The sequence below is a fragment of the Streptococcus mitis genome (assembly GCF_009496285.1).
Taxonomy (GTDB): domain Bacteria; phylum Bacillota; class Bacilli; order Lactobacillales; family Streptococcaceae; genus Streptococcus; species Streptococcus mitis_BP.
The window spans coordinates 1-692 of the sequence record NZ_WIJK01000063.1 but is presented as its reverse complement, the minus strand read 5'-3'; the positions used below and the strand labels follow the sequence as shown (position 1 = coordinate 692).

The window sequence follows — 692 nt, the reverse complement described above, 5'->3', positions numbered from 1 at the left end:
TTTTAGGTGGAATTTGATCAAAGTATGTGGGACGCTAGACGTCGCGTATTGAAAATAAAATCACTAAAACACGGAATTATTCAAGACAAAAGAGGTAATATCATGCGTACAGTATTTGGGATTGATGTGAGTAAGGCAAGTTCTGAGGTGGCAATTTTAGTCAACGGTGAAAAGATTCATGGATACACTATGCTCAATGACGCCATTGGCTTCAATCGTCTTTTGAATGACTTGAAAACTGTTCATAACCCTGAGATTATATTTGAAGCTACTGGTGTCTATTCTCGGCGTCTTCGAGCCTTTCTTGAGGAATACGGCTACGCTTATACACAGCTGAATCCTCTGGAAGCCAAGAAGCAACTGGACAGTCTGCGAGTTCGTAAAACAGACAAAATTGACGCTGAAAAGTTGGCTCATTCTCAGTTTATACTCAATCGTAAACCAACTTATGCGCAGGAAGAAGTTTATCAACACCTGCGTGATTTAAGCCGTTTCTATCAAAATCTTACAGAAGACATTGTTAGAGCTAAAAACCGTCTACACAAGGTCTTACAAGTCACCTTTCCTGAATTGGAAAATCTCTTATCCACACCAACTGGAGAGCAATATTGGAATTTAGTGATGGCTTTTCCATGCAAAGAGTTTGTATTAAACCTATCTCAAAATGAATTGTGTAAGATTATCCGTCAATC

The 692-nt window shown here is 38.9% G+C and carries 1 protein-coding gene; it reads left to right on the top strand.

Going from position 1 to position 692, the window contains the following annotated elements; all coding sequences use genetic code 11:
• Positions 1-102 precede the first annotated feature (102 nt).
• The coding region (locus GEZ89_RS09505; protein ID WP_153225816.1) for an IS110 family transposase at positions 103-692 on the top strand (590 nt) is incomplete at its 3' end.